2 protein-coding genes are annotated in these 26,886 nt (G+C 74.5%); both read left to right on the top strand.

The features are described 5' to 3' along the window. Positions 1-38: 38 nt before the first annotated feature. Entirely contained in the window at positions 39-20,030 is a 19,992-nt protein-coding gene (locus tag ACK8N7_RS07450) for a hypothetical protein (protein WP_500441596.1), read from the top strand. Then, positions 19,924-26,886 (top strand): lonely Cys domain-containing protein, encoded by a 6,963-nt coding sequence (locus tag ACK8N7_RS07445; protein WP_500441594.1) that lies wholly within the window; start codon positions 19,924-19,926, stop codon positions 26,884-26,886. The genes ACK8N7_RS07450 and ACK8N7_RS07445 overlap by 107 nt, the downstream gene beginning before the upstream one ends.

Raw genomic sequence — 26,886 nt, 5'->3', positions numbered from 1 at the left:
GCCGAGCCCTGCCCGCGCTCCCCCCGCGGCGGCCGTCGGTGAGCATCCAGGTATCGCCCGAGGTCAACGCCATGATCTTCATCCTCACCGGGGAGAGGCTCATGGACGCCGACGAGGACCTCGCCTTCGAGAGCCGTCGGCCCTACTCCGGCCTCGGGCGCAAACTGGACCGGCTCTCCTCGCTGATCGACAAGTCGATCCACGACATCGGCGAGTCCATGCCGGACGACCTCGCCTCGTCGTACGCCAAGGCGATGGGCATGCTCATCGACGACGGCGGCAAGAACTACCTGCGCGACTTCTCCGACCAGCTCGACAAGATCGCCGAGGGCCGCCGCAAGACCTCCATGGACATCATGGAGTCCAAGTGGCAGGTGATCGCCGAGATCATCCGGCTGCTCATCGAGATCGCCATCTACCTGGCGATGTCCTTCTTCACCGGTGGCGCCTCGGCCAGCCAGATCATGATGGCCAAGCTGCGCAGCCGCTTCTTCATCCTCACCACGCTGAGCCATCTGCTCCAGCGGCTGCACCTGGCGCCCTCGCTGACCGAGGCGTTCGCCGAGGCGTTCACCACCTTCGCCGTGCGGCTGGCGATGATGAACTTCGCCCCGGACGGCCGCCGCCCGGACGGCATCGACTGGAGCGACATCGGCAAGGCCGCCGCGTTCGGCGCGGCGGCGGGGTTCTTCACCAGCGTCTTCGAGAAGTTCGCCAAGGACATCGTCCGCAGCTTCGACGGCACCTTCCTCAAGGGGGGCCCGGATCTCGACTTCAAGAACCCCGACTGGCGGGACACGCCGAACGTCGACATCAAGACCAACGGCCCGACCCCCAACCCCAAGCCGGACCCCGACCTCGACCTGCCGAAGGACCGCCCCGACCCGAACCCGTACGGCAACGGCCCCGGCCCCACCCCCTCGCCCGGCCCGGTGCCTGTCACCTTCCGGGACGGCCCGCTCTCCTTCCGCAACAACCCCGAGCTGTGGCGCAACAGCCAGATCCTGCGCCTCAACCTCGACCGGCCGGGCGCGCTGGCCGGGCACTACGCCCTCAAGGGGACGGCGGACTTCATCGCAGCCGGAGCCGGCGAGGTGGTCGCCGAGATCCTGATCAAGGGGGCCTTCGAGGGGGACTGGTCCTCCAGCTGGACCACCTTCTTCGGTGCGGGCATCAGCAGCCTGGTCGAGTCCTCCCTCATGGGTGCCGCACTGAACAGCGGCGCCGAACTCCGCCACGCCATCGACAAGTTGCGCAACCAGCCGCCGCCGACCGTTTCCGGCGGCAACGGCAACGGCAACGGCAACGGCAACGGCTCGGAGACGGGCGGCTCCGACCGTGCCGAGGGCCCCTCCCGCACGGACAGCACCGGCGGCGACGGCCCAGGTCTTTCCTCACCGCCGCCGGTCGTCCAGCAGACCACTGGCCAGGGCGACTTCACCGGCGGCCAGTCGCCGCCGCCCTATGTGTCGCAGGACCCGCCGCCCTACTTCTCCGCCGACCCGCCCCCGTACACGCCGGGCCCGCTGCCGGTGACCGCGGCCGAGAACGCGCTGTGGCAGCAGGTCCACCAGGGCCCCGCCGAGGTACGGGAGCAGGCGCTGCGGGACCTGGCCGCTCTCCGGGGCTCCCAGCCGCCGGGCCCCGCCGAGATCGACGTACGCGACGGGGTGCACGACCGGCTCTCGCAGCTGCCCGAGGTGCGGGTGGTGCCCTCCGGCAACAGCCCGGCCGGCCAGGTCGACACCGACGAGGTGCGCCGGGCCCTGGAGGGCTTCGGCACGCCGGTGACGGTGGATACGCCGATCCTGGGGGAGAGGCCGGGGGCGTCGCCGGGGGCCGGTACGACCGGCGGGGCGGGCAACGTGAACTCGCCTGGTACGGACACACCGTCCAGCCCGGCGGAGCACACCGCCCCTCCCGAGGTGAACACCAGCGGTTCGTACGGCGATGCGCGCGCTCCCGGAGAGGCCGGCGGCAGCTCCGGGACGCGCGGAGTCGAGGGAGACGCCTCGACCACCGCCGACGGCCCCGGCACCGGTGCGTCCCCGCTGACCGTCGTCGTCTCCGAGGGGCCGCCGCCGCTCGCCGGATCGCCGGAGGCGGCCGAGCTGCTGGACGGCGCCGGGGTGGACCGGGCCGTGGTGCTCGGTCCGCCGACCGGCTCCGACGCGACGGGGCAGCCGGTGCGCGAGGCGGTCGAGCTGACCCGCGAAGGCCCCGGTGCGCCGGTGGAGGTCCGCCCGCTCACCGGCGGCCCCGGGTTCGCCGCGACGCCCGACAGCGGGGCGAACACGGCGTTCCCGGGCGCCAACGTGCTGCTGCCGCTCGCCGACGCCCTGGGCGTGCCGCCCGTCATGCCGGCCGCTCCACCGCCCGCCGCCTCGACCACCGCGTCGGCCAACCAGACCCCCGCGTCGGCGGCCTCGCCGCCGCGTTCCGTCTCCCAGGGCGGCCCGCCCGGCGACACCGGCGCGGCACAGCCTCCGCCGGGCGAGCAGGCGGCGGAGACACAGGAGACGCAGGACGCGTCCGCCGACATCGAGTCCGGTCCGGCCGACACCGAGACCGCACCCCGCCGCACCGAGTCCGAGCAGTACGACAGCGACCCGTCCTCCGTGAAGGTGGTTTCGGGCGAACCGGCTCCCGCCACCGGCGACCTGCCGGGTCCGGACCCCAAGCCGACGGCGATCACCACCACCGGCCCTGAGCCCGGCTCTGACGTCAAGCCGCCGCTCACCACCACGGGTCCCGAGGCCGCCCCGGACGTCAAGCCGCCGCCCACCACCACAGCCCCCGAGGCCGCGCCGGACATCAAGCCGGCGGCCATCCCGACATCCTCGGCCCCCTCGACCACCCCCACCGACGTGCCCGCCGCCTCCAAGCCGGCCGCGGACGCCCGGCCCTGGACCGAGACGGCCACCGACCTGCACCTGGAATCGGGCCGTGGCGACGGGAACACCACCGCCACACCTTCGGCCGCCCCGCCCCCGCACGGGCAGATCACCGTGCGGCCCGCGGACCCCGCACAGGACCAATCCCCGCAGACACTCCGGGACTACCTGCCGGAGGACCAGTGGTGGACCTTCTACATCGACCCCAAGAACCACCAGGCCGCGCTCGACGCCTTCCCGGACGACCCCGGCTCCTACTACGACCACGACCGCTCACCGGGGTTCCAGAAGGGCATGGTGTCGGCGTACACGCAGTTCCTCGGCGACCCCGGCACCGTCGCGACGCCCATGGACTCGACCTCGTACCGGACCATGCACGGGCTGGCCACCGGCCACCTCGGCCGGACGATCGGCTGGTCCGGCGGCGGCGCGACGCAGTTCCCGCTGCGCGGTGAGACTCTCGCCGACGACATCTTCGACGAGCGCATCGGCGATCACCTGCTGGTCTACGACACGACCAGCCGCGACTGGTCCAAGCCGCTGCCCAAGCCCCGGCCGGTCACCATCCTGACCCGGTTCCTGCACAACAACCCTTCGCTGGCGACCAATTACGGCAAGGACGCCGCGCCGGACCTCGTCGACACGCTCTTCCAGCAGCACTACGCCCGCGTCTCCGACCCCGACGCCGACGACGCGGCCAAGCTCGCCTCCATCGTCCGCACCATCCGCGCGCTGCACGTGGTCCACCCGTTCCAGGACGGCAACCTCCGCTCCAACGTGCAGATCCTGCTGCCGAAACTCCTGCTGGAGCAGGGCCTGCGCCCCGTCGTGCCCGACAACATGTACAGCCTGTTCCAGGGCGGCCACTCGGTACCGCAGATGGTCGAATCCCTGATCCGCAACGGTGCTCTGGACACCGGGGGACCGCGCCCGTCGCAAGGCGAGACCGCCGCCGACCCGCACCTGGAGTCGGGGCGGGACGGCGACATGGACACGAGCGACACCCCGGTCGCCCCGATCACCATGAGCACCACCGACGGCGACGGAACCACGCCGGCCCCCACGACCGGGCCGTCCGTCACCACGCTCGACCGGAAGACGGTGCCCTTCAGCGAGCTCCGGCGCTTCGTGCCGCAGACGGCGCTCACTCCGCAACCCGGCGTCGCCGTACGGACGGTGACCATCTCTCAGGGCCCGGCCGAGGACGGTACGGGGCAGAGCGCCGGCCGTGAGGCGCTGCTCGGCCAGGACACCTTCCGCGGGGTGCGCACCACCTCGGCCGGGCCCCCGCCCCCCGGGACCTCCGAAGCCCCGCCCGCTCCCCGTACGGTCTTCACCGGCCCGCCGACCGCGCTCCCGGGCTCGGGCACCGAGCGGGGCGCCGACTACTTCGTGGGCCACGGAACGCCCCGTACCGTCACCCTCGGGACGGACAACCCCGCGTACCCCACGGTCAAGGTCAGCGGTGTCCAGCTCGGCGAGGTGCTCAAGTCCTGGGCGCAGGACGGGGACCGGGACCGGCCGCTGGTGCTGTTCTCCTGCGAGACCGGGCAGCAGCCGAAGATCGCGGGACTGCCGGTCGCCCAGCACGTGGCGAACCGGACCGGGCGCCCGGTGTACGCGCCGACCACCGAGGCGGGCACCGCCAAGGACCGGGACGGCAACGTACGCGCGGTGCTCGGCGAAGGTCCGGACGGGCCGGGCCGGTGGCGGCTGTTCACCCCGGAGCCCGCCGGGACCGACCTGGACGACCTGGCCCGCGACGCCGGACTGCACACCGGCCCGGACCCGGCCGATGCCTTCGCCCGCGCCCGCGCCCTCCAGCAGCTCCGTACCCTGCGCGAGGTCCTCGGCCCGGACGCCGAACAGCAGTCGGGGAAAAGGGAGTTGCTGGCGGCGCTCGCCTACGTGGACGGTCTGCGCTGGCGCGAACCGGGCACCGCGGCCCGGTACGGCGACGGCCGGATGACCCCGGACCTGCTGGACCGGATGGTCACCGACTGGCACACCGCCACCAACGGCACGAACGTCGACCCGGCCACCGGCCCCACCCCGGGGCAGTACACCGCGTTCCTGGAAGCGGCCGCCGGACTGCGGTCCGGCGCGACCCCCACGACCACGCTCGACCGGCTGCTGCCGCCCCCGCCGCCCCAACCGGCACCGGACACCCTGGTCTCGCAGCCCGACGTGCTGGGCCTCTCCTATGCGCGGTCCGCGCAGATCGCCTGGTCGCTGTCGGACGCCCCGCTGCCGCTCTCCGAACTGGGCCTCGGCCCCGACGACACCGCCGAGCTGGCCCGCCGCCTGCACCGCCCGGAGCCCGCGGCCCCGGCCGCCCCGGCCGTCGACCCGGATGCGCCCGTGTCCGACGGAACGCCGCCTCCGGTGCCGCCCCCGGTGAACTCCCTCGTCGTCAACGCGTACACGGCCCGGCACACGTACGGCATTCCGGAGAAGAATTTCAACAAGTTCCGTGATGTGGCGCGGGACCGGAATGTGGTCGTGGATGTGCGGCCGACGAATCCGTCCGCGCCGAAGTGGCTGGATGCGGGGGCGATGCCGAAGCCGCAGGACATCAAGGCGAAGACGGTCTCCGAGGTCGATGTTCTGCTGGGCGCCGATGCGGGGAACGTCGGGCTGGTCGGTTACTTCAAGCCGGTGCTGCCGGATCAGGGTTCGGTTCCGGTGGATGCGTGGGACCGGGTGGTCTCCCGGTTCAACCAGCGGTCCACGGAGTTCCATGAGCTGGCCGGAAAGATGGCGCAGTACGAGGCCGATGGCCGCTTCGTCGTTCAGGACGGGGTGGTGTTCGGTCTCGACGACGATGGCGAACGGCGTCCGATCACGGGCGACCACGATCTGTTCGACATTTCCTCCCCGGACGGTTCGCGGGTTTCGCATCCGGAGCATGTCGCGCTGATCGAGGAGATGCGGGCCAAGGACATGGCCGTGGTGCACGGCGCGCACATGTTCTGGAATCCGCCGACGGCTTTCGACAAGTCGCTCTTCGACAAGATCGTCGGCTCCCATCAGGGCCCCTCCGGAGAACCGCTGCTCCGCTTCGGTCCCAACAGCGACCACGCCGTTCTCACCTGGGCGCAGAAGCTCAAGCCCGGACAGGTCGATTCCTATACCGCCCGGCACACGTACGGCATTCCGGAGAAGAATTTCAACAAGTTCCGTGATGTGGCGCGGGACCGGAATGTGGTCGTGGATGTGCGGCCGACGAATCCGTCCGCGCCGAAGTGGCTGGATGCGGGGGCGATGCCGAAGCCGCAGGACATCAAGGCGAAGACCGTCGACGAGGTCGATGCACTGCTGGGCGCCGATGCGGGGAACATCGGGCTGGTCGGTTACTTCAAGCCGGTGCTGCCGGATCAGGGTTCCGTTCCGGTGGATGCGTGGGACCGGGTGGTTTCGCGGTTCAACCAGCGGTCCACGGAGTTCCATGAGCTGGCCGGGAAGATGGCCCAGTACGAGGCCGACGGCAGGTTCACCGTTCACGAAGGAATCGTGTTCGGTTTCGATGGTGAGGGCGGTCGCCGGCCGATCACCGGAGACCATGACCTGTTCGATGTGTCGTCGCCGGACGGTTCCCGGGTTTCGCCTCCCGAACATGACGCGCTGATCGATGAGATGCGGGCCAAGGACATGGCCGTGGCGCACGGCGCGCACATGTTCTGGAATCCGCCGACGGCTTTCGACAAGTCGGTCTTCGACAAGATCGTCAGCTCCCACGAAGGCTCGTCCGGCGAACCGCTGCTCCGCTTCAGCCCCGGCAACGACCACGCCGTGCTCGTCCACCCCGGGCCCCGTCCGTCCTCCTCGGCCTCCCCGTCCGGCCGCCCGGAGAGCATCGCCGAGGACGTGGACCTGTTCAGCAAGGACACCGGGACGCCGGGCCTCGCGGACACCGTCCACGCGGACGGGCAGGCCCTCCGCAGGCTGCGCACCCGGGCCGACGGGGACTGCCTCTTCCGGTCGCTTCTCGACACCGCGCGCAGCCACGACGTTCCGCCCGCCTGGGCCGCGCGGAACGTCGCCGGCCTCCGTGGCCTGCTCCGCGACCGGCTCATCGGCTCCGAACTGCTGGCCCCGGACGTCGAGGCCACCCCGGACCCGGTGCTCGCCGTCGTCGACGACCTGCGGATGACCGCCCTGGCCGGGGTACGGAACCCGGAGGCGCGGGAGCGGATCGGGCAGCGCTGGGACCGGATCGAACAGGCGGTCGTCACCGACGGCGACGGACGCCGGTGGCGGCGCATCCTCCGGGACAGCGGCTACCCCCACCTCGCCGACGTGGCCCCCACCCCCGCCGACGCCCGGCGCCTCGGCACCGACGGGCTGATCGTCGCGGCGGCCGAGCTCCCGGCCCTGTGGTCCTCGCCGTTCGCCGACGCGCTCCCGCTCGCGCTGGCGCACACCCTCGACATCGAGCTGCGACTCGTCCGGCCCGACGCGTCGGCCCCGGCGGGCACCTCCGTCACCCCGCTCAACCCGGGCGGCCGGGGCGGCGCCCTGCACCTCGCCTACAACGGCTCCGACCACTACGACGCCCTGGTCCCGGCCGCAGCCGTGCCGGTTCCCACCCCCACCCCGGTCCCCACCCCCGCCCCGGCCACCCAGGACCCGGTCGGCACCGACGTCTTCGGGGAGTGGCTTCGGAGCATGGGCCAAGTCACCGACCTGGACGCTCCGGCCGAGGAGACCCCGGACCGGGGCGACCCCGTACCGCTGGAGACCCAGCTGGAGCGGCACCGCCCGGCACGGCTGCTGACCGGTGAGGACGCCCGGCCGCCGGGCCCCGCCCCGCGCACCGTCACCTTCGACGACGGCAGCCGGCTGCCCACCGTCCTGATCAGCCCGGACGCCGATCCGGACGACGGCCCCACCGGCCCGGGCGCCCGGACCGACGGAACCCCCGGGGCCGGGCTCCTCAACGGCCTGGGTGCTCTCACGCTGCGCTCGCCCGAGCAGGTGGCCAAGGAGGTCTTCGACCAGCTGCCCAAGAAGCTCCGGGCCCAGTTCGACGAGGCGGAGCTGCTGCGCCTTCTGAAGGACCAGCCGGGCGCGTTCACCGCCCCGCGCGGCGCCCGCTTCGTGGGCCGGGAGAAGTCCGGGGTCGGCCACGAGATGACCGTCGAGGCCGTCCCGTACCACCGCTGGGAGCGTTTCTCCGAGGTCGGCGGCGCCACCGTCCGGCTGGACACCATGAGGCGCGGCCAGGCGGGTACGGGCGGCGGGCGCAGCGTCGGTGTCGGCCGCCGGGTCGCCGCCGCGCTGGGCATGGGCCCGCCGCTCAACTGGATGCTGAAGATCGGCGTCTCGCTGGGCTGGACCCGCAGGACCGACTACACCCTGGGCACGCAGGCGTACCACCAGAGCGAGTACCGGGCCTGGGAGGGGTCCCACCTGCATCTGGACGACGTCCACTACCGGGTGCGCGTCGAGCGGGTCACGGAGGCCCCGAAGACCCCCGCGCCGACGACCCCCGGGCCTGGCACCCCGCCAGCCGCCACCCTCCGCTGGCAGCGCAGCGAGGTGCACTCCGCCGGGTTCGCCATGCGGGACGGGCTGAGCTGGCGGCTGCCGGACGACCTCACCGTGCCCTTCAAGGGGCCGAAGCGGGCGCCGGAGACGCTCACCTTCCCGGACGGGGCCGAACCCCGGATCACCGACACGACCGCTCTGCACCTGACGGACCCGCCGGAGGACGTGGCGCTCGCCATCTCCGGTGCCAAGCCCGGCAGTTCTGCCCACCGCACCCTGGTCTCCTACGTCCGGCCGGGACGGCTGCTCGGCCTCTTCGGGCGGTTCGCCGGACCCGTCAGCGGACCCGAGCTGACCCGGGGCAGCGGGCAGCACCCGCTGGGGCATCTGATCGTCGAGCGGTCGATCCCGCACCGGGCCACCCTGGTCACGGAGTCGGTCAAGGCGGAGGTCCGCGACCTCGCCCAGACCACGTACCAGAACCAGCGCGCCCACATCCGCGACACCCGCCTCGGGGTCCAGGTCACCGCCGGGCCGAACTACACCCTCATCGGCCCCGAGACCGACGTACGCCTCCAGGGCGGCCCCCTGGTCCGCACCGACCTCAGCACCGGCCGGGGCCACTACCTCGGCTCCGACGCCGCCCGCAAGGTGACCGGCCGCGTCCGCAACCACCCGATGGCGCTGTACCGGGTGGAGCGCACCCTGATGGTGCGCAAGGCCGGTCAGCCAGCCTCCGCCGCCCAGCCGGTCCGGGTGGTCAGCCTCGACTGGTACTCCACCCAGGACGCCCGCCGCCTCGCGGGCTGGGACAGCCGTACGCCCGGAGCGACCGGCCCGAACCCGGACGCCGAGCCGCCGGTGCCGTGGTACCTCACCCGTCAGGACCCGGTGCACCTGGGCGGTCAGGTCCGCGCCGAGGGCTTCGTGCCGGACCGGCGGCCCGCCGCCCAGCCCGCCCCGGCCACCACGACGACGGCCCCCGCGCCCGCCCCGGCCCCCGCCCCTCAGGACCCCCTGAAGGCCTTCACCGACACGGTCCTGGACACGCTCCACCGCGCGTACCCGTCGCTCTTCGTCCCGTCGTTGATGCTGCGCCACCCCCACCTCGCCAAGCTCTGGTACGGGGACGGGCGCATGCGGACCGCCCTGCACAACGAGCGCCAGGTGCGCGAGGCGCTGAACCGGCCGAGCCTCGCGCAGAGCCTGGACGACCTGACCACCACCGGAGTGCCCGTCACCCTCACCGAGGACGGCAAGGTCCGCCGGGGCCACCACACGCTCATCCTGCGTGCCCGCCTCACCGACCGGCAGTTCGAGACCACGCTGAGTGAACGCTCGCTGCGCAACGCCGTCATCGGCACCGAGGTCTCCGGCCAGGGGCAGCAGGAGTCCACCACCCTCTCCGCCGGTGTCGAACTCGGCATCTCGCCGCGCGACCACGACAAGGACCCCGGCGCCGGGGTGCCCCGTCAGGCGGGCAACGTCTCCCTGGGCGCCCGCTACGCGCAGACGCGGACGCGGGCCACCAAGAACACCGTCGCGGTCGCCCACGACCAGCTGACCTTCCAGAACGGCGCCGATCTCTACAGCTACCAGGTGGAGTTGGGCGCCACCTTCGAGGGGCACCGCCGCCCGCGCGGCTGGACCCGGCTGGTCTCGGTGGGGCTGCTCGGCGCGGGCGTCTTCGTCAGCAAGGTCGGGGAGCGTCCGCTGTTCGCCCGGGGGACCGAGACCATGGGCCGGGTGGAGCTGGCCGTCCCGGCGGCCCACGGCTCCGACCGCCACGCCCCCGCCGACCCTCCGGCCACCGGTCCCGCGCCGGCGCCCGCACCCACCCCCGTACCGCGTCCCCTCCCCTCCACCGAGGCGGACCAGCTCCTCGACGGAACACGGCCGTTGCCCCGGACCGCCGCATCCGACCGGCAGCTCGTGAACAAGCTGCTCAGCGCCCCGCACGTGGTCCTCAGCACCGAGGGAGGCGAGCAGCGCCAGCGACTCGTACAGGACACCGCCGACCGCGCCACCGGCTCCTCCTGGCACGTCAGCGCGCCCGGCACCCCGATCCGCACCGCCCTGCGCCGGGCCATGGCCAACCTCGGCGTCGCCGGGCAACTCGGCCAGTACCTGGGTCCGTTCGGCTCCCGCATCACCGGACTCACCGGCGCGGGCCCTTTCTCGACGCACTACCTCAAGGCGGCGGTCCGGGGCGAACTCGACAACGTACGCGTCAAGAGCGACCCGAAGCCGGGCAGCCTCGAAGCGACGATCGGCAACGAGCACCGCGTCGCCGGCACCTCCGGCACCGGGACCCGGACCACCCTCGGGCTCCAGGGCGGCGTGACGCCGTTGCAGCAGGCTCCCGGCCAACAGGCCTTGGTGGGTGCGTACTCGACCGCCCTCCAGTACGCCTGGGGCAAGGGCCGCAGTGTCTCCCAGACCCTCACCCGGGGCCGCAACACCACCCTCAGCTACGCCGGGCGGATGTACCTGGTGGTCGCCGACGCCACCGAGACCGTGGCCGTACGGGACCGCTGGACGGCCGCGATGGGGGCGGTCGGCACCCGTGCCGGGGGCGGGATCAGCTCCGCCGCCGGGCGGATCTCCGAGCGGCTCGGGCGCGGCCTCGCCCCGCGCCGGGGAGCCGCCGCGCTCCAGCGCATCCGCGACGCGGTGATGTTCCACCTGCCGATGCAGGACGCGATCGAGGCCGGGCTCGCCCCCGACGGCCTCGGCACCCGCACACCGGACAACCTCGGCGGCGGCTACCGGCTTCCTCCCTTCCTCCGCCGCCGCCACTTCCCCTCCCACCCCAGCGGCCGGCTCGACGCGAGCCGGGCGGCGCAGCAGCTGATGGGGCAGCTGGAGAGGATGGGCGTGCCCTCGCACGACCGGGAACAGGTGCTCCAGCGCCTCTCCCCGGACTTCCTCCGCTCCCATGTGCACGAGCTGACCACCGACGGGATGGCCCTGCCGGTCCGCTACCGCACCTGGACGAGCCCGCACCACCTGCCGGTCGGCGGCAGCCCCGGCCAGCTGAAGCTGACCCTGACGCCGGTCACCACCACCGTCGAGCGGCTGCGTACCGGCTACGAGCTGGAGGACTACCGCACCACGGCCCGCGACGACGTCGAGGGCCGGTCCCAGGACCGCGGCGCGGATGTGACGCTCAGTGCGAGCGAACGCGCGGCCGGCAGCGGGGTGCTGGTCGCCAACCCGGCGCTCCAGGGCACCGCGGCCAAGCAGCGGTCGAGCAATGTGACCGAGGCGGTCGGCAGCACCACGATGCCCAACATCGCCACCACCCAGGCGCACGCCGAGATCGTGACCACGTACACCCTGACGGCCACCCTGGTGGACGCTTCCGGGAAGCCCCTCGGCCCCACCGCCACCGCCCCCGTCGGCTCCCTCAACGAGATCCTCCCGGCGAGCCTGCTCACCCCGGACGGCGACGGCACCGACGGGGCGCTCACCGAACAGGACATCCCCGAACCCGACCGCGCGGTAAAGGTGCTGACGGCTGATCAGGCCCGAGCGGAAGGTATCGCCCGGTGGCGGACCACGGACGGGGAGACCGGCGAGGCCGACCCGGACATCCTGCCCTTCGACGATGTGATCGGCTCGGGCATCCTCGCCGTCGACATCCTCGGCTCGGCCAACGTGCAGGACGCCCTCACCCTCGCCACCGCCCGCGCCGACGGCTTCCCCGGTGACACGGACCTCGGAAAGCGGCACACGGGCACCACGCTCACCGAACGCGTACGGATGGCCCGCCACACCCCGCTCACCGCCCTCGGCACCGCCCCCGCCCAGGCCCAGCAGGAGGCCACCTCCCAGGTCGGTCTGACCGCGGGCTTCCGCGAGGCACTCGGCCCCGACGGCTCGCCGCTGCCCACTCAGTCCTCCGCCCGCCTCCTCGGCCAGTCCCACACCGCCGACTCCCGCCTCTACGCCAAGATGCACCGCACCGGCGCCCGGCTGCTGGCCGTGGAGAACAAGCCGCGTATGGAGGCCATGCAGCGGCGCAAGACCGGCGACGCGCTGGAAGCAGGCATCACCGACAACGTCGAGGGCGCGGTCAGCACGTCGCCGCTGGCGGGCAACAGCAACGCGGGCGTGACCAACCCCGGCGCCACGGTCCCGATCGGCGGCGCCAACGACTCCACCGCGCTCAGGAGCGCCACCGACACCACCCTCGGCACGCACGTCAAGGTGCTGACCGACCGCAGCATGCTCTTCGCGGTGCCCGTCAGCTGGCTCTCGGTGGCCGAGGTGGATCACCGGGTCACCGACAGCCGCCCGATGCAGGCCCTCGGCAAGCCCAGGCGAGGCCCGCGCGCCGTCGAGGCCGAGACCACCGCCCTGGTCTGGCTCCGCGAGGACATCGCCCGCGACTACGGCCTCCTGGACGACACCACCTTCCCCGACGAGGCCCGCACGGCCTGGGACGACCAGGCCAAGGCGGCGGCCGACCTCGCCACCGCCGAGAAGAACTACTACGACGCCCGCGCGAAGACCCGGGAGACCTGGCTCGACCTGAGCGCCGAGGAACAGACCGCGCTCGGGGACGACGACCGGTCCACGGTCCTGCCCCGGGCCGTCGCCCACTCCCCGGCCGTCACCGCCTGGCAGACGGCCCGCGAAGAGGTACGCCGTTGGCAGCAGCGCCTGGACGCCGCCGCGAAGGACCACCACCGCCTCCACCTGGCCGCCGCCCGCCTCACCGCCCACCACCAGGGTTCGGGCTCCGTGCCGGTGAAGGACGTGCCGCAGGAGTACACCGCGCCCGACTGGCGCTCCGAGGCGCCGGAGCCGTACAAGGTCACCGGCGCCACCGGCGCCGCCCCGCGCACTCTCACCTCGCCGGACGGGCGCACGGTGCACGAGGTCCACGAAGTACCGCACGACGGGGCCTCGTTCTTCCACGCGCTGCTCGCGACGGCCCAGGACCGGGACCGGCTGTCCTTCCTGCTCGACGGGGACCTCGCCGACCGGTTCACGGCCGCCCCCGGTGACCCGGCGGTCACCGCCGAGGCCGTCGACGCCGCGCGCGACCGGCTCACCTGGGCGCTGGCCGACAACGGCAACGAGGATCTGCTCGACGGCCTGGCCCTGGATGTGGCGGACACCTTCACCCAGGCCGAACTGGACGCCGCAGGGGTGGTGCTGACGGCTGCTCAGCAGGCCGAGTTCGACGCGTTCGGCCGGCTCCCGCAGACCTTCTGGCCGAGCCCGGAGCAACGGGTGGCGCTGGCCACGGCGGCCCTGTACCGCCCGTTCACGGCCGAGCCCGCGGCGGACCCGGATGCCGGGGCCCCGGCCCCGCCGGAGCGCCGGGCGGGCGACCACGGCGGCGCCGATGTGCTGCCCGCACTCGCGGCCCGGATCCTGGGCACCCCGGTGACGGTGGTGACGGGGGAGGGGCGGCAGCAGATGTTCCTCCCGCACGGCGCCGATCCGGCGACGGCCGACCCGGCCTCGGGCCCGGTGCTCTTCGCCGCGGACGGCTTCTTCTCCGCCGCGCTGGCGCCCGGCACGGTGCCGCCTCCCACCACCCCGCTGCCGGCCCCGCCGACCACCGGCACGGATACGAGCACGATGACGGCCCCCGGCACCAGTGGCACCGGCACGGAGACCACCCCCAAGCCGCCCGTCCACCGCAGCCACCCCGCCCCGCCCTGGCTGCCGCCCGCCGACACCGGTGGCCCGCGCTACCGCCTGGACCGCGACGGCCTCCTCACCGCACCCGACGGCGCCACCTACACCCAGGGCACTCCGGCCGGCCGGGGCAACGGCTTCTTCGCCGCGCTCTCCACGGCCCTGCGCCAGGCCGCCGAGCAGCCCGGCCGCGACCCGCAGGCGGCGGCCCGGCTCCGCATCCGCGCGGGTGCGTCGCCCGCCCAGCTGATGCGCCTGAACGGGCTTCCCGGCGACCGGGCGGAACGCGACACACTGTTCTCGCCCCCGCCGCTCCGGGCCAGGCCGGGCGCGCCCGCGCCGAGCCGGGATGCCCGTGACGGCCACCTGCGCCGCCACCTCGCCAATGCTCCGTGGGGCCGGGACGCCGATCGTGCGGTGGCCGAGTGGGCCGCCAGGGCGACCGGCGCCACCATCACCCTGATCGAGGAGAACGGCACCGCCCACACCTACGCCGGTCCCTCCGCCGACGCGCCCGTCCTCCGGCTCCGCCGCCGTGGTGGGGACTTCCTACCGCTGCTCCTCCGGACACCGGCCCCGGCGCCGAAGGCCCCGACCCCGGAGCCGAAGCCGAAGACGCCGGAGACGTCCCTCACCGGCGAGGGTCCCGGGCTGCCGGGAGAGGAAGAGGCGTACGAACTGAGCACGCTGTCCGGTGCGGAGCCCCAGCCGCAGCCCCACGACAACACCGGCACCGACCCCGACCCCGACAGTGACGGGGACTCCGACTCCGAGGGGGAGGAGGACACCCCGATCTGGGCCGACCCCGAGTGGCTGACGGCGGTGTTCGGCCCGCAGTGGAGCAGGGCTCCCCGCGCCCGGCTCCAGGAGACCTCCGAAGCCCTCTACGAGTTGGTCGAGGAGGCGGCGGGCGGCCGTACGACCCGCGCCGGGCTGGCCGACCTCGTCCGGCACGTCCTGCACCTGCCGCTCCGGGCCCGGGTGAGCAACCAGGACGTCCTGGACCTGGGAGCGCTGGCGCTGGAGGCGTCATCGGACGACCTGGCGAGCGCCGATGACCTCGCCGTGTACTTCGTCGACCGGCAGATCGAGACCCGGCGGGACGCCCTCGCCGAGGAGACCCTGCTGCGCACGGCGGACCGGACCCCGGCAGGACGGAACTTCACGGAGAAGGGCCCGGGCCTTCCGGCTCCGGACTCCTACCTCGCCGAGCGCTCGGGCCGCACGGCCGGGCAGAGCGCGCCGTGGCGGAACCCGTACCTGTTCGTGGCCGGGGCGGCTGAGGGCGGCGGCGTCGAGATCGTCACGCCGTGGCGCACCTTCGTGGTCCGCGACGCCGTGGAGATGGCCCGGATCATCTCGTACGACTCCCGGCGGCCGGGCGGCGCGGACATCGTCCTCGCCCTGCCCCCTGCGTTCGCCGCACAGGTCGCCGACCTGGTCGCCGGCACGACGGCCCGCCCGGTCTGGTACCCGCTGGGACCGGCCGAGGTCGCCACCCACCCCACCACCGGAGCCGCCCACCTCGTGGTGCACCGGGGGGCCGGGCAGACCGGGCCGGACTGGACCACGCCCCCACCACCGCAGGAGCCCGGCCTGCCCGGCGCCCGCGACCACAGCGGCGACACCGACAGCGACGACGGCCGCGGCAGCGACGCCGGGAGCGACAGCGGCTCCACCAGCGACGGCGACGCGGAGTTCGACCGGCTGGCCGATCAACTGCAGTGGGAACACCGTGTCGACGCCTTGCGTCCCCGCCCCCTGGTCACCCGCGACTACCAGGTCATCGACGACAGCGGCACCGGAGTGCTGTTCACCGAGGCCGGGTCCCGGACGGTCGGCGAAGTCCGTACGGGGGAGGGGGCCGAGGGACCCGCGCTGGTCCTGCCCCAGCAGACTCCGGGGACCGTCCCCGCCGCCGACCGGCCGCCGCTGCACATCTCCGCGGACCGGACGGTCGCGCTGCGCTCGGCCGGGGACGACACCACCGGCCGGGGCCGGCAGGTGTACGCCACCCGGGCGGCGATCGAGCGCTCCTCGGCCCGACTGGCCGCCGCCGGAGCCGGGGTACGGCTGGAGGCCGACCCTTCGGTACGTGTGGTGCTCGACCAGGAGGACGGCACGCCCGGCGAACCGCTGTTCCGGGTCGAGCCCCGGTTCCTCACCGCCTCCGGTGCCTCCGAGCACGCCTTCACCCGCGACTTCGCCCGGATGGTCGCCGGAACGGATGCCGCGCCGCTCTCCCATCTCGCCTTCCGCGGTCCCGACGGCACGGTGGCCACGGCCCCGGTCAACGGACTGCACGGCCGGGAGGTCACGGGTACCCACCACCTGGCCCAGGCGCTGACGGAGGTCGCCCGCGGCACCCGCCCCGCCATCGCGGTCACCCCCGACTGGGCCGTCCGGCAGGCGGGCCGGGACCCGCGCTTCACCGGCGGAGTCGTCGGCGCGCCCACCCCGGGCGAGGCGTACGGCCAGGCCCTCAGTCACACCCAGGACAACGCGCTGCGTGGGCCGCTGACCCAGGCCGCCGCCCGTGCCGGGGTCAACGAGTACGCCTGGGCGGAGGTCGGTGAGGGCTATCTGATCCAGTCGGTCAGCACGACCAACGACGGCGGCGCCCAGCTCTTCACCCACAACCACGCCAGGCCCGGCGACCCGGTCGGTCCGCACGCCCCGTACCACTTCGCGCAGGTGGTGCTGGCCAGTGAGGACGGCACCCACCAGATCACCCTGGAGAACGAGACCCACTCCCGCACACAGATCCCGGCGGACCAGCTCGACGCCGTCGTCGACGACAATCTCGACCGCTACGACGAGGACCAACTCACCCTCCTGGCACAGGAGACGGACCAGCGGGCCGAGACGGCCCGGCGCGGTGGCGCCGACCCGGCGGAGACCGCCCGGCTGGAAGGGTTCGCGCGCGCGGCCCGGGCCCTGGCCGCCGTCCACGAGGCCGAGCACGTCCGGTGGTACTTCACCGAGGACCGCCCCGAACACGCCCTGGCCCAGCGAGAGGTGGACCAGACCCGTGCCCGCGCCCGGGACGCCGTACGGTCCGCCGCGCCGGTCCCGCACGACAAGGACCAGTGGTACTTCCGCGCCTACAGCAAGCGCCCCGGGGAGTCGGCTCACGCCGTCAACTCGGCGCTGCTGTCGGACCGTTCACCCGCCGTGTCCAATCCGCTCACCACGGTCGCCCTGCACGGCCACGCCCTCCGCCCGGACCGGCGGACCGTACGCTTCGCCGAGCAGCAGCACACCCTGTCGCCCGACGCGGACGAGAACCTGGACGCCCTGGCCCTGTACCTCGCCCGCACCGGCCTGTGGAACAGCACCAACGGCCTGCCCCTGCCCACGGTCACCGTCACCGGACACGGCAACCGCTCCCGGGCCAGCGGCCAGAAGCGGGCCGATACGGTCGGCAGGGCGCTCGGGGACCGGCTGGCCCGGCTGCTGAGGACGTTCCAGGAGGGCGCCCCCGGCCCGCACGTCCGGCTCTCCGACTTCACGCTCACCCTGGACGCCCAGCGGGTCCGCCGCGCCACCGACCCGGACCGGGGGCGGGTGGTGACCGTCGACATCGACGACCACCGGCACACGTCCCCTCCGGAGTCCGGCCGCCCCGCGCCCGCGGGGGAGCCGCTCCGCACCGAGCCGCCCGCCCTGCTCCGTCCGACCGACGGGCCCGCCCCGGAGGGGTCGCCGCCCGTCGGTACGGACCCGGCCACCGGCACCACCGGCACCACCGGGTCCACGACCACCTCCGTCCGGGACCCGTCCCGTCCGGGCCGCCGGTCCGCGACGCCCAGCCCCGACCGTGGCGTACCGGTGCCCGCGTGGGTCCGGGCACGCATCCGGTACGCCGAGGAGTCCGTCCTCTTCGAGCGCCGCTTGGCCGAACACCTGGCCGAGAACGAGGCGGTGACCGAGGAGTTCCGGAAGATGGCGCGCGCCGCGTGGGAGCGGGCGCGGCAGCAGTACCCGCGCGCCCTCGCCACGTTCGGCAGCGAGAACCCGAGCATGCCCGGGTCCGTCGGCACTCACCGGCCCGTCCTCCAGCAGGTGCTGCGGACCGGCAACCTGAGGGAGCTGGTGACCTTCCTGTTCCAGGGCATCTCCAGCGACCTGGTGCCGGAGATGCTGGGTGGCCGGGAGGACCCGAACCCGGAGATCGAGGGGGAGCGGCCCAGCCGCCGCCAGGCGGAAGGCCGCACCCAACTGGAGCGGCTGGCAGCACAGTTGAATCTGGACGACACCCTCTCCGTACCGGAGAAGCAGGCGGCGCTCGCCCGTGCCACCCGGGAGCACACGGTCCGGACCGACCCCGACGACGTACGCCCGCCGCTGAGCCGGGCCGAGCGCCCCTTCGCGGTGAACGAGCTCGGGCTCACCTGGATGCCCGCGTCCTCCGTGTACGACCTCGCGATGAGCTCCGGCCTCCAGGGGACGTCCGAGGACTCGGGTGGCCTGGTCCTGACCGGCACCGCGGGTTCGACCTACCGCTTCCTGGTGCACGCCGCCCGCATGCGGGACCAGTGGGGCCTCGACCTCGACCTCGGGCTGATCCGGGCCGGGATGATCGCCATGTCGCTGTCGGCGGGCCACCACTCGTTCCACGAGGTGATGCGCGGCGCCCAGTTGGCGCTGGACTCCCTCCTCGGCCACGATCCGGCACTGGACTACCAGGACAACTGGGGCCGTTACTGGAACGTCCACCCGCTCACCGAGCAGGAGCTGCGCGAGCACGTCGCCCGCGACGGCCGCTTCCCCGACGAGCACGCCCAGGAGGTGCTGGACGCCGGCACCCCGCCCTCCGTTCCGGCTCCGGCGCTCAACTCCGCCCCGTCCGGGGGCCGGGCGGCGGCGCCGAACGGGCCCGACGCGGATCTCGACGCGGCCTGGGAGGCGCACAGTCGGGCGCGGAGCGCGTTCGGCGCGGCAGCGGTCGGTGCTGCCCCCGAGGCCCTCGCTGAAGTCGACCGCGCGCGAAGGCTGCTGGAGCGGGCGGAGCATCGGCTGTGGGCCCTGGGGGTCGCACCGGACGCGCTGGGCGCCGCCCGGACCGCCGCCGATGACGACACGGGCGACGCCACCGGACCTCTCACGCCGGCCCCGGCCGTGTCCCGGGACACCGAACAGCGGCGGTACATCGCGGAACAGCTCACCGCCGACGACCTGCCTCCTGCCCCCGCACCCCCTGGCGCGGAGGAGACCGTCGGATCGGACGAGCTGCGCGAGGCGGGCGTCACGCTCTCCCCGGGCCTGCGCGCCGAGATGATGCTGCGCGGTGACGGCCGGCTGCCCGCCGGCGGACTCTCCCCGCTGGACCTGGCCCGGGTACGCCTGGTCCGGGCCGACGACGGAACGCAGGTCCTCGACGCGGTGGCGGCGAGCGTGGCGCGGCGGCTGTGGGCCGGGACGTACGCCGACCTCCGGGACGCAGCCCCGGAGGGCCGGGGCGACAAGGAGACCGCCCGCGCCTGGTCGGCCGCCGTCGCCCTGGTGCTGCCGCCCGAACCGCACCCGGTACTCGCCGATTCCCGGTACGCCGGTGAGGCCTTCCGCGACGCGGTGCGCCGGGTCGCCGGCCAGCTGCTGGCGGCGCAGGCCGGTGCCGAGGGCGTACGGGCGTCCGCCGCGGAGCTGGCCGACACCCTGCGTACCGGACTCGGCCTGGCACCGCGCTGGACGGTGCCCGCGACCGGGCCCACGGCCGGGGAGGCCGCGCCGGGACGGCCCGCGCTCCAGTCCCGGCCGGGTGGCGAAATGCCGGATCTGGACATGCCCGACCTGGACCTCGGCATGGACCCCGGCCAGGACCTCGGCATGGACCCAGGCCAAGGCCAGTTCCCGGACATGGACATGGACGTGGACATGGATGTGGACCTGGGCGATCTCGATCTGCCCGGCGTCTTCCCCCTCCGCCCTGGACAGCCTCGACCTGGATGCTTCGGACGCACTGGGAGGCATGGACGCCCTCGGTGACCTCGGTGACCTCGGTGACCTCGGTGACCTGGGGGACCTCCCCGACTTCGACTTCACCTTCGGCCTGCCCGTACCCGTACCCGTCGGCCCAGGCGCGGGCGGTGGGCAGCCGGTGTACGCCGTGCCCGCCGCCCCGCCCGCCCGGCCGCTCACCACGCTGCCCGCGCTGACCCTCGTACCGTTCGCGCCGCAGGCCACCGGAACCGCCGACAGCGCCGAGCGCGGGGTGGAGCGGCTGGCCCACCAGGTCGCCCGGACCGCGCTGCGCAACCGGCGTAACCGGGTACCGCTGCCCAGGATCGACATCGCCGGATACGGCGCGGACGCGCGCGGTGCCGGGACCGCGCGCGACCGGGACCAGGCAGCCCAGGCACAGGGCGACCTGCGGGCGAGGGCGGCCCAGGACCTGTTCGTACGCAAGCTCGACCACGCCCTGCGCACCCTCCAGGCGAACCTGCCCGCCGGGGTCACACCCCTGCGGCCGCAGGACTTCACGATCACCGCGCGGGGCCGGAGCCGGGTGCCCGGCCAGGGTGTCACCGTGGCCCTGGCCGGGCAGATCGGCCGGGAGGAGCTGGGCCGCCAGGCCACCATCGGCGTCACCTCACCGCGTCACGCCGCCGCCCTGGACGCCCTGGACGCGCTGCGCCGCACCGACCCGGCCTTGCGCTCCGGGCCCCTGGACGTGGACGCCGTCGCCCGCCGGATCCGGCACCTGGCCCCTTCCGTGCTCGTCGATCCGGAGATGCGGCGCGACCTGTACACGCTGACCGGCCGGGCCCTCGCCGCCGGTCGGGCCACCAGTGTGGCCGCGCTCACCGCCTTCCACCTGGAGGAGCAGGGCCTGCTCGCGGACGACCGCGCCCGGCACGTCTCGGCCGGCGGCAACCGGGTGCCGGGCCTGAACTGGACCGGCACCGGGACCGCCGAGCTCGACACCCTCTTCGTGGACCGGCTCACCACCGGCCCCACGGGCGCACCCGCCCCCACCGGGAACGCGGACGTCGCGCCGTGGCCGTGGGACCCGACCCCGTATCCGGTGCTGGCGGACGGCAGCCACGACCGGGTCACGGCGCAACTGCCGGACGGCACCACCTGGGAGCTGGACGCCGACGAGTTCGCCGAGCTGGTCGCCGCCGACCTGACCCGCCACCCGCTGCCCGAGCACGCCCCGATCGTGCTGGCCGTGCCGTCGGCGGGCGACCGCTACCTGGAACTGCCCCGCAAGCTCGCCGAGCGCACCGGCCGCACCGTCTGGGTCCACAGCGGCCTGGCGCAGCGCAACCCCGACCCGACCGCGACGAACACCATCGCCGTGCTCCACCGGGACGGCCTGCCGGACGGCACCTGGCTCCCGGTCCGCCCCGGCCTGGCGCCGGACCCCGACGACGACGCCCCGGCCTGGCACCGCGAGGTGCTGACCCAGCCCATCGTCAGCTCCCGGACCGGCGAGCAGACCGGGCGCAGCTTCCATCAGCCCGCCGAGCTCGTCGGGGAGCGCGAGAGCTACCGCGACCTCGACCACATGTCCTTCTACGTCCACTGGGACGCCGCGACCAACATGTACTCCGGCAAGCTGCCGATGCGGGACCCCGGCCCGGCGGACAAGGCGTACCGGCTGGCGGGCCACGGGCTCCCGGGCGGGCTGTCCCTGCCGTTGGCCGACGGCGGCAGCCGGACCGTGGACCGGGACGAGGCGACCGGGTGGCTGCGGCGGCGCAAGAGCCTGGCGAGCCTGCCGCAGGACCACTGGGTCGACCTGGTGATCTGCCACTCCGGGGCCCCGGAGCAGGGCTCCGCGCAGGACGTCTCCCAGCTCGACGGCGTCCTGCCCGCGCCGTTCACCGCCGATCCGCTCGGCGACGACGCCCTCTCCCTCGGCCAGCACCTGGCCAACCGGCTCCGGCGCACGACCCGGCTGTCGTACTCCTCCCAGGGCGTGGTCAGGTTCGGCGACGGCCCGGTGCGGGTACTGGCCACCGACGCCCAGGGCCGCCCCTGGTGGTGGGAGACCAGCCATCCGGAACCGGACGACGCGGAACTCGACCGGCTGGCGGAGCAGGCCGGGTTCCAGGGTGGGCCGTCCCCGCGCCTCCGCTCCGAACTGCTGCGTGTGGTGCGGGCGTTGAAGCTGGTCGTTGGACCGGACGTACAGGTGGCCGACGACTTCCCGGCACTGGTCACGGGGGCCGCCGCGATCGTCAACATGTGGTTCACCGACCCGGACCTCCAGCCCACCGGCCCGTTCTGGCCGCAGCTGCTCAGCCAGGTGATCGCGGCGCACCCCCTCGCGGTGGGCGGCGTGGACGGGGACGTCACCCGCCAGGTGCTGGCCGAGGCGGCGAAGGAGTGGCGGAACTCGGGCGGCACGCTGCCGGTGAGCAGCTTCGTCCCCCTCCCGCAGCTGCGTACGGCGGCGGCCTGGCTCTCCGACCCGGCGGCGGTGGACCGGGCGGCCGTCGACGCGCTGCGGCTCGCCGACCCCGCCGACGCCCCCGCGCACCGGACCCGGATGTTCTGGGCGAGGGTCCGCGCCGAGGAGACGCTGCCCGGCCCCGGACCGGCCGCCGATCTGCTGGCCGTACGTGCCCTCCGCCTCGACCCGGACGCCCAGGTGGACGACGCCCTGCGCGACCGGGCCCGCGCGCTGCTCACCCGGGGCTTCGCGGCGGGCCGGAACATGGCCGACCCGGACGTGGCGGGCGCGTACGCGGTCGAGGCGGCCGGTGCCCTCGCGGCGCCCGCGCTGCTCACCACCGTGGGTGCGGCGTTCGGCTCCGGCCGGGACTGGCGCGGCCTCGCGACCCTGCTGCCCCGGCTGGACAGCTTCCGGGTCGCGGACGCGACGGTGGACGCGCCGTGGGCCGGACAGGACGCGGACGGCAAGGACCGGCCGGTGCCCTACGCCGTACGGGCCTCGGTGGACCTGGAGGACAGCAGCCACGTCCAGGTGACTGTGGGCGCGGCCACCCACCGGCTGTCGGCCGCCGAGTTCGCCGAACTTCTGGCATCCGACACAGGCTTGCGGGGGATCCAGTCCTCCACGCCGGTCCTGCTGCTGCTCGACGGGCTCAGCGGTCCCACCCCGGAGGTCGCCGGGACCGTCTCCCGCAGGCTGGGCCGGCCCGTGTGGTGGAGCACCTCCCCGGTCGAACTGTCAGCCCCGGACGCCGCCGAGGGCGAACTCCCCGTGCTGGCCCCCGATCTCTTCTCTGCGGCCCAACCCAGCTCCACGGACTGGCGGTTCACCGCCCCGTCCGTCCCCGACCTGGGTGCGCAGACGGTGCCTGCCACACCGGCGCCGGGCCCCCGTGCGCCGACACCGGCCACCAACAGCGACCCGGCCGCCGGGACCCGTACCCCGCAGGGCACCGCCCCGGCGGAACCGGAGCCCATCGGGCAGGGCGCCGAGCAGGGCATCACACCGACTCCGATCACACCGACTCCGATCACACCGACTCCGATCACATCGGCTCCGATCACATCGGCTCCGACCGCACCGGCTCCGATCACCACAGTCCCCGCCGACAACGCCCCGAACTCCGCCCGAAACCAGCGCAGTTCCATTGGCGACCCGATGGAGGGCGTCGAGTCCACCTCCGTACCGGCAGCCCCCGCGCTTCCCGCAGTCCCCGTCGCCCCCGCCTCGGCGAGGGCACTGCAACCGCTGCCGCCCCGGACCCTCGTGGCGTTCGGGCGGGACGAGACGAGCCCCTCCGCGCAGGGGGACCGGACCCTGGAGCTGCTCGCCGCCCAGGTGGCGGCCACCGGTCTGCGCAACCGGCGGGCGGGCGCGTCCCTGCCCCGTGTGGAGGTCACCGGCTACGGCGCCGACATCCGCCCCGACCGTGCGCCGACCGGTTCGCCCGCGAGGCGGCGGGCCACCACCGCGCGCCATCGCTTCACCCGGCTGCTGGCGAGCGAACTGGAACGCCTGCAGCGTGATCTGCCGACCGGCGAACCGCGCCTGACCGCGCAGGACTTCGCCATCGTCGTCAAGGCCATGGCGCGCGTGCCCGCCGACTGGGTGGGCACCGGCGCCCTCGCCCAGGTGACCCGCGCCGAGCTGGGCCGCCAGGCGACCCTCGTCCTCCACCAGCCGCCCGACGCGGTGGCGGTGCAGAAGCTCGACTCCCTGCGCCGTCGCGAGCGTGCGCTGCGGGACCGGCCGCTCGACGTGGACGCCATCGCCCGCCGCGTCCTGCACCTGGACCCCGGGGCCACGGTCCCGCAGGAGACCCGGCAGGAGCTGTTCGGCCTGGTGGGCCGGGCGACGGCGGCCGGCCGGGCGACGGGCTTCCCGGCGCTGGCCGCGTACCACCTGTCCGAGCTGGGGGTGACCGCGCCGGGCCGCGCCCAGCACTTCACCGTGGGCGGCAGCCGGGTGCCGGGCCTCAACTGGGGCACGAGTGACGTCATCGGACTCGACACCACGCAGAGCGACCTGCTGGAGGCGGACCCCGCAGGCGGCTACGACGTCCTCACCACCTCACCGGCCCCCTGGCCGAGCGGCACGACGCCCTACGTGGTGGCTGCGGAAGGCGGGCCCGACCGGGTGGAGGCGCGGCTGCCGGACGGCACGGTCCGGGAGCTGGGCATCGAGGAGTTCGTGGAGCTGGTAGCGGCGGACCTGGCCCGCGAGGCGCTGCCGCCGGACACACCTGTGGTGCTCGCCGTACCGTTCGCCGCCGACGGCTATCTCGACCTGCCCCGCAGGCTCGCCGACCGTACGGGCCGGACGGTGTGGGCGCACAGCGGCCGGGTCACCGTCGAGTCCGCCCCCGGGGAGGCGAGCACCATCGATGTCGTCCGTGCCCCGAAGGCCCCCCGGGGCGACTGGATCGCGAGCGATCCGGGGCTCGGGCCGGACACCGACGACGACACTCCCGGCTGGCACCACGACGTGGTGAGCCGGGCCCTCGTCAGCGCGCTCAGCGGCCGGCAGATCGGCCGGGCCTCCCACCATCCCGCCGAGTTCGCCCGGGACTTCGAGGACGACGACCGCCACCTGGACCGGATGGCGACCTTCGTCCACGACCACCCGGCCACCGGCCGCACCTCCGGTGAGTTCGACCTGCCCCGGCCGGGCCCCGAGGACCGGGCGTACCGGCTGGACCTGCACGGCTCTCCCGGCAGCCTGACGCTGGCCCTGCGCGACGGCACCACCCGCGACATCGGTGAGCGGGAGGCCGGACCGTGGCTGCGCCGCCGCAAGAGCCTGACGACCCTGCCCGAGGACCACTGGGTCGACCTCGTCGTCTGCTGGAGCGGGGCGCCCGGCGACAGCGCCGTACCCGCTCCGAGCGCCGCCTCCGACGCGTACGGCGGCCCCTTCGTGGCCGATCCGCTGGCCACCGTCTCGATGGGCCAGCACGTGGCCAACGCCACCGGGCGGGCGGTACGCCTCGCCTACGGTCCCCAGGGCACCCGGCGGAGCAACGGCCGCTACCAGCGGACCCTGTTCGCCGACGCCCAGGGGCGCCGCCGGGCCTGGGCCCTGGCCCGGCCCGAACCGGACGAGGACGAGCTGGACCGGCTGGCGGAGGTGGCCGGGGTGAGCCCCGGCGACGGCGAGGTGTCGGACGAGATGCGTACGGCGACGCTGCGCCTGGTGCGGGCGCTGCGCATCACCTTCGGCCACGACATCGACGACGACCCCGGCTTCGGCGACCTGCTGCGGGGCGCGGCGGCGGTGGACCAGATGTGGCGCAGCGACTCCGACTTCGAGGAGGCCGGCCCGTTCACGCTGGACCTGCTCCACCGGGTCGTCGCCGTGCACCCGGAGGCCGCCGCCGGGGTGGACCGGCAGACCACCCGCCGGGTGCTGGCCGCCGCCGCGGAGCACTGGGCCCGGTACCCCGGCGACGGGCTCGTCAGCTTCGTGGACCTGCCCGCGGTGGAGGCCGCCGCCCAGTGGCTGGCGGAGGGGGACGTGGAGGACGAGGCCGCCGCCGTCCTGCGCATCCGCACCGACGAGGTGGGCGAGGCGGCGATGTCCCGGATGTTCTGGGCGCGGGTCAAGGCCGAGGAAACGCTGCCGGGGACCGGCCCGGACGCGCAGGAGTTCGCCGCCCGGGTCCTCCACCTGGAGCCGGACCCGAGCGCCGCCCACGCCCGCCGCACCGAGGCGCTCGACGTGCTCACCCGGGCCTTCGCGGTGGGCCGGGAGGCGTCCGACCCCGACATCGCGGCGGCGTACGCCCTGAAGGAGGCTGGTGCGTACGACGACACGGCCCTCGACACGGTGCAGGGCGCGTCGGACGGCACCGGCCGCGACTACACCGGCGGGCCGTCGCAGGACGTGGACCTGGACCGGTTCCGTACACCCGCAGGCCTGGTGGACGCGCCCTGGGCCCAGGGGAAGGACCGGCCCGTCCCCTATCCGGTGCGGGTCGTGGCCGACGCGGACGACCCGGATCTCGTCGAGGTGTCTTGGGGCGGCGACACGTACGAGACGACGGCCGACGAGTTCGCCGAACTCCTGTCAGCCGACCCCGCGTTGGCCCGCACCGACCTGACCGTGCCGGTCCTCCTCGCCCTCCCGGACCGGGCCGCCGACGCCGCCGACCTCGCGGACCGCATCGCCCGCAGGCTCGGCCGCACCGTGTGGTGGACCGACTTCCCGGTGGACATCTCCGGCACCGATGACGCCGGGGACCCGGTGCTCACCCTGCACCCGGCGGCCGACGGCACCGCGCCGGGGGCCGCCCCCTGGCAGCGGACCCGCCCGGCACAGCCCGCCTCGGCCGAGGACGCCCCGCGCCCGGTCCCGGCACCGCTGCCCCGCTCCGGGCGGAGCGACGACGACCGCACAGAACCGACCGGCCGCACCGGGCTGTCCGCCCCGGCTCCCTGA

The organism is Streptomyces griseobrunneus, assembly GCF_046713465.1.
GTDB lineage: Bacteria > Actinomycetota > Actinomycetes > Streptomycetales > Streptomycetaceae > Streptomyces > Streptomyces microflavus.
Note: the sequence above shows the minus strand (reverse complement) of the source record. Positions and strands in the feature narration are given on the sequence as shown.